The 5785-nt window shown below is 45.0% G+C and carries 3 protein-coding genes and 1 pseudogene; 1 reads left to right on the top strand and 3 read right to left on the bottom strand.

Annotated features, from left to right (window positions below; all coding sequences use genetic code 11):
• Nucleotides 1-272: 272 nt before the first annotated feature.
• Nucleotides 273-611, top strand: coding sequence for a winged helix-turn-helix transcriptional regulator (locus AC1DSE_RS28855; RefSeq protein WP_477511633.1), 339 nt, complete (start codon nucleotides 273-275; stop codon nucleotides 609-611).
• Nucleotides 612-680: 69 nt separating this feature from the next.
• On the opposite strand, the gene AC1DSE_RS28850 is transcribed toward AC1DSE_RS28855, so the two are convergent.
• From AC1DSE_RS28850 to AC1DSE_RS28840, 3 genes and pseudogenes are all read right to left on the bottom strand, one after another.
• Nucleotides 681-4679, bottom strand: coding sequence for an S-layer homology domain-containing protein (locus AC1DSE_RS28850; protein ID WP_477511632.1), 3999 nt, complete (start codon nucleotides 4677-4679; stop codon nucleotides 681-683).
• A gap of 238 nt (nucleotides 4680-4917) precedes the next feature.
• A complete protein-coding gene (locus tag AC1DSE_RS28845) occupies nucleotides 4918-5052 on the bottom strand; it encodes a hypothetical protein (RefSeq protein WP_477511631.1) in 135 nt (44 codons plus the stop codon).
• Between the two features lie 36 nt (nucleotides 5053-5088).
• A pseudogene (locus AC1DSE_RS28840) lies at nucleotides 5089-5785 on the bottom strand (hypothetical protein); the annotation flags it as partial.

Raw genomic sequence — 5785 nt, 5'->3', positions numbered from 1 at the left:
ATCCCATCCTTCGCGTCTACAGAGTATTGACACATAGGAGCCATTACAATTCTATTTTTAAGCTTAAGACTTTTGAGTTCAAATGGTGTATCCAAATGTTTAAACGTCATGATCTATGCACCTCTTCGTTAATTAGAGTGGGTAGTTATTACTCTATTTTTACCACAGTTAGTATAAATGAGAAAGTAGTGAACTTTTTTTCATATAGTTTCCCTAAAGTTACTTTTGTACTATACTTGAAGAAATGGAGTTAAATTAGTTGAGGTGATCTGATGGATGAACGTGAACAGCTCGTTCTAGAGCGAGGTACTTATGGTTTTCCTTGCGTTATAGGTAAAGTACTAGACATTATCGGTACGAAGTGGACCTTTCTCATTATTCGTGACCTGCTGGTCGAAGAAACGATGCGCTTTAGTGAATTGTTGAAATCACTCGAAGGCATCAGTCCGAAGACACTTTCCCTTCGCTTGAAGGAACTTGAAGACCAAGGCATTGTTAGTCGAACCATTTATGCTGAGGTCCCCCCAAGAGTAGAATACACCATTACTGAAAAAGGTAAACGATTGGAACCCATCTTTATTGAGCTCAAGCGATTTGGACTCACTTTATAATGATTATACAGCAAAAAGGATCGTCTCCAGCCATCGCTTAAGAGACAATCCTTTTTTCATTTTGAAAAATTAAATCAATTCTGATTTTTGTAAAAGCCGTTGAATGAGCGCTGCAACTTCCGCTCGAGTCAGGTTTGCTTTTGGCGCCAGCTGATGATCTGTTTTTCCGTTAATAAGACCACTTTGCAAACAATCCGCGATACCGCTTATAGCCCACTCTGCAAACATTGCTCTGTCCGCAAATCCTTGCAGCAGCGTATCGGTATTTGTATCCACTAGTTTGTCCTTTAATCCCGTAAACTTCATGGCTTTGGCTGTGATCGCCATTGCCTGTTCACGTGTCATGCTGATGCTTGGACGGAATGTCCCATCCTCGAATCCTTCAATCAGGCCATAAGCATATGCCGTTTGGATTGCCTCCGCATACCAAGCCGAGCTATTCACATCTGCGAATATTTGCGCTGCCTTGACAGTTTTCAGGCCGAGCGCCCGAACGAGCAAAGCCGCAAATTCAGCTCGCGTAACCTCTTGGTTAGGCAGATACTTATTTTTGTCCACACCTTTTACGATGAGTCGTCCACTTAGATCATTTACGGCGGATGCTGACCAGTGTCCCTCTATATCCACGAATACGGTATCATAATGGACAAGCGCATACACGCTGTTTGTCAAACTGCTAATTACTGCTATATAGTTGCCATTCTTATGAACAATTTTGGTCGGTACATGGCGAACTGATCCGTCTGGGTCAATGACAACAGCTGTCGTCATTTGAGTTTGATCCACATCGTCAGGAAGTATCAACGCCCTTTCTACATAGGCGTCGAAGCTGTCGATATTTACTTTGGTTCCTCCATAATTGGCGGTAACCGTAAAATCAAATGCCGCATCAACTAATGAAAACTTGCCGATTATAGCAGCTTCGTCTAGCAACTTTTGAACCGCTGCTTCCGGCTTGCTGATTTCGATATTAATCTCAATGGCTGACAGCTCTGCAGAAGTGTTAAATTGCACCATCAATGCTTTTAAATTAATATGCTGCGCAGGCAGCGTATAGATTGTTGCAGCGGTTTGCAGCATAATTACCGCATTTTTCTGCTGAAGATTATCCAGTATTTCCGCAGTCAGCCCAGCTAGGAAACGATCAGGCTGTGTTCTCGTCTGTATCGCAATGACCGAATGCTCTTGCTCACTGGCCAGCTTATTCGCGAGTTTAACAGGATCAAGCTTGAACTGAGTAACCGATTGTCCATTTATTGTTGAAGTCTCTGCGGTTCCAAGCTGCTCTTCCTTGCCGTTGATCAACACAGCAAACTCTGCATTAGTAGGCTTCCCAGGCTGCGGAGGATTAATAGGCGAGACAGGTCCTGATTCTCCTATTGGAACTGCGCTTATTTCATTAGAAGCTGTGCTTTCTCCTGACCCATTGTAAGCCTTGATAACAAAATAATACGTAAGAACATTGTTCAAGCCTTTTGCTAAATAGTTATAAACAGAGCCTGTTACGGTTGCTGCCTCTTCCGAATAAACGCCTGACGTCGTGCTGACAAAGATTTTGTAGCCATCTGCATGATCCACGGCGTTCCAGCTTAAGCTCGTTTCCCCATTGCCCGCCTCTGCCTCATATAGTACTGGCGGCAAAAGCGACTCCCCTGGTTCAGTTGGATCAGTTGGATCTATTGGATCAGTTGGTTCCATCACCGTCACAACTGCTGATGTACTTAAGTCGCCGTTTTGTGTTTTCGCCGTAATGTTGACCGTCCCAATCCCTATGGCGGTAACAAGCCCAGTCTGGCTTACCGTTGCAACATTGCTGTTGCTTGTTGTCCACGTTATATTTTTGTTCGTCGTTTGCTCTGGCATAAGCGCTGCGCTTAGCTGCTCCGTTTTGCCATTCACCAGCGTAAATACTGATTGATTCAAAGTAATGCTGTCCGCAAACACTTCGGGTCCATATACCTCAAGCTCCCAAAGGGAATAACCATACATTGTCGATCTTACCGTACCGTACATCCGCATGTAGCGGGCGTTGACTTCATTAAACGAAACCGTCTCGATGCCGCCCTTCCCAGTCGTCGTACTGTACACCGTCTGCCAGCCTGCTTCGCTGCTTATATCATTGGCAACTTGGATCTGATAGCTTTTGCCATAGGCACTCTCCCAGTACAGCTTCACTTGATCAATTGTCTTGCTCTCCCCGAGATCAATATAAATCCAGCTCGGATCGATGCCTCGCTTGGAGCCAAAGCGGGTCGCGAGATTTCCGTCATTAACATATCGCGACGTATCCTCGACGCCGTCATTCGATGAGCCGACCGCGGGCTTCCTTAGCGCCAGATTCGTCCGCGTCCTAGGCTCCGGATTTTGCACGGGCTTGATCGTTACACCGCTATAATGCTCCTTGCTCAGAAAGTTCATCTCATGGAGATTTTTTGCAGGCTCGCTTTTGCCAGGCATATACACGTTTTCGAACGTAATATTTGTAATCTCCGCTCCTTCCATCCCCTTCAGCTTGGAGAAGCCTTCGCCAATGTCTCGTACTTTAATGTTTTTTACGGTTACGCCTGTGATCGGTCCGACACCTGCATTGCCGCCGTTTACTGTAAACATTGTCATCCAAGCGCTGTTGTCTTCGTTGCTGCCGCTGATATCTTCTACATCCATATTCTCGAAGGTAATGCCACTTACCTTACCCGATCCATATTTATGATGAATGGCAAAACCAACCGCTGCCTTATACACGACACCGTCCTTGAACGTAATATTTTGTTGGTCCTGCATAACGCCTTGCCCCATTTTGAAGCCATAACATAAAGTCCAAGAAATCGCGTCTTCGAAGAGCACGTTTTGCACCGGCTCCGGACTTCCTGGCCACGGTACCTTCCCGGATGCGATATCCGTATCCTCTCGCCATGCTTTGGTGGAATACGGATCATCCAGCGCTATGCCAATCGAATTTCTAACGACTACGTTTTGCGACTCGCAAATGTCGATGCCGTCATTTTCGCCCATGCCCAGGCTGTTGAACATTTTCAAATTCGTAAATGCTAAATCATTGGATCTTGTCGGTACGATCGCCCAGCCAGCCGATTCCCGAACCATGATGCCATCCATCTTAAAATTTGATGTAGCGATAGGCACGATCAGATTGTTGATCATACCTTTGCCGTTCGTACTTTTATCATCATGCAGCGCTTGTCCGTTGCCATCGATTGTGCCGCGCCCGTAAATTTTAATATTCGTCGAATGAAAGGCTGTAGAAATCCACCATGTGGCGGGCCTACCCATCGAATCCTTAAACCAATGCTCGGTATAATCTGCCGTCTTTCCCGTAGCAACAAATGTTGCTCCAGGTTGCATGTAAAGCGCCGTGTTGCTCTTCAACACGACATTTCCGATGTAATACGTACCGCGTGGAACATAAACGATGCCTTGCTTCCCATTCCCCAGCGCTGTTCCATAGCTGCTCGCATCATTAATGGCTTGCTGCAAGGCAGCTGTTCTCGCTGCTACTCCCGTTTTCTCCCCCGTTGTCGTCACCAGATAAGGCGCTGCGGTCACATTATAGATCCCCTCGCCGGTTGCATTCGGAATATCCGTCTCCGCCGGATCAGCCGCGATAACCAATCGGGTAGCCCGGTTGTTCATCATGATGATCAAATACTCATCCTTCTGCGTCGTAAACGTGATCGTTCTGCCAACCACCGAATCAGCTTGAATACCGAGTTTCTTCGGACTGATCGAATATTCATGCACCTTATCCGTATTCAAGATAGTTAGTTCATACGTTACTGGTCCGCCTCCCATCGAGAAGCTCGCATAATCGTAGTCGTTGAAGCCCTTAACCACCGGGATTTCTACTCCATTAGCCTTAAGGCTATAATTCGTTGAAACCGCATATTTCGCTGAAGGCTGATACGAATAAATCATAGCTGGACCCACTCCTGCTCCCCCTACTCCTTCTGATTCTGATTCTGCCTTCACTCTTGGCGCTGAAACAAATACCGATGATGCCAAAATCGCAAACGCTAACGCAAAACAAAACCATTTTCGAGTCGTGAATATCATTTCCTTACCCCTTCTTTATTTTTGAAAACCCTTACATTTATAAGTATAGGGGGAATGTACGAACCCTCTAATGCGGTAAATCCCACATTATGGACAGCAATCTTGAGCAATTTACTAAAAAAAGAATGGATTAGTCCAGTGGTCGTTATTGAATAAAGGCTTATAAAAAGCAAAAAACCCCTTAACGGGGGCAGGAGTACATACACACTTTTTATTTGGTTCAACCATCAACCATCTCTTATTTAACGGTGATGACATATGGCACCGTCAGCACCTCGCCTTTAAATTGAAATTGCCCCCATAACTTGTAGATGCCTTTCTCAGGAAATACCGTGTGAAACATGACGTTTGCACCAGCACTCATCGCTTCCATTGCATGTGCATGCACGAATTGGTCAACTGTGCTGTTCTAAATAACACAATGGCCGGAAGTGCCGAGAAATGGCTCTATTTGCTTTATCGGCTTTCCCGTCTCATTATCAATAAATCGGAATAGCAACATAACCATCTGTCCCGCTTCTATTTCACCAATCCCGGGACTTGCCGATAATGAAACTTCTAAGCCGCTTACACTTTTTATCCATGTGGTGTCAGGAACTATTGTTTCGTTAGATAATGGCTCGCCAGAAACCTGTATCCACTGCTTATGAATGACAACATTTTGTTTATAAGGCTTGAATTCAGTCGTTACATAAAACGAGCCTGCAAATAGTAAATTAAGCTTTGTCCGAAAAACATTGTCTTTCACATAATCGGGATGCACATGCTGAAACGATGATAAATCTTTACTAACGACGATCAGATGCATGAGCTTGGTCATATCTTCTGTAAATTTCGTTACAGGCTGCCCATCCGCGGTGGTGACTTCCAATTGTAATTCCAATTCTCCTACTTCTACTGGATTGCCATTTATTTCGCTTACTTTTACAAGATAACCTGAAGCTTCGGGTGACGGCATTTGTTCATTCTGAAGAGCAGCCAGCAATCCGCGCGTAGGCGGTTCTATATCGACGTTCGTGAGGTTCGTAAAGATATCCGAAGCACAGCCAGTTGCAGCTAACAGGATAATGAACAAAGTTATAAGCAACAAACTAATGGACTTTAAT

The sequence above is a fragment of the Paenibacillus sp. 01L418 genome (genome assembly GCF_056400045.1).
This window is presented reverse-complemented; position numbering and strand designations above follow the sequence as displayed.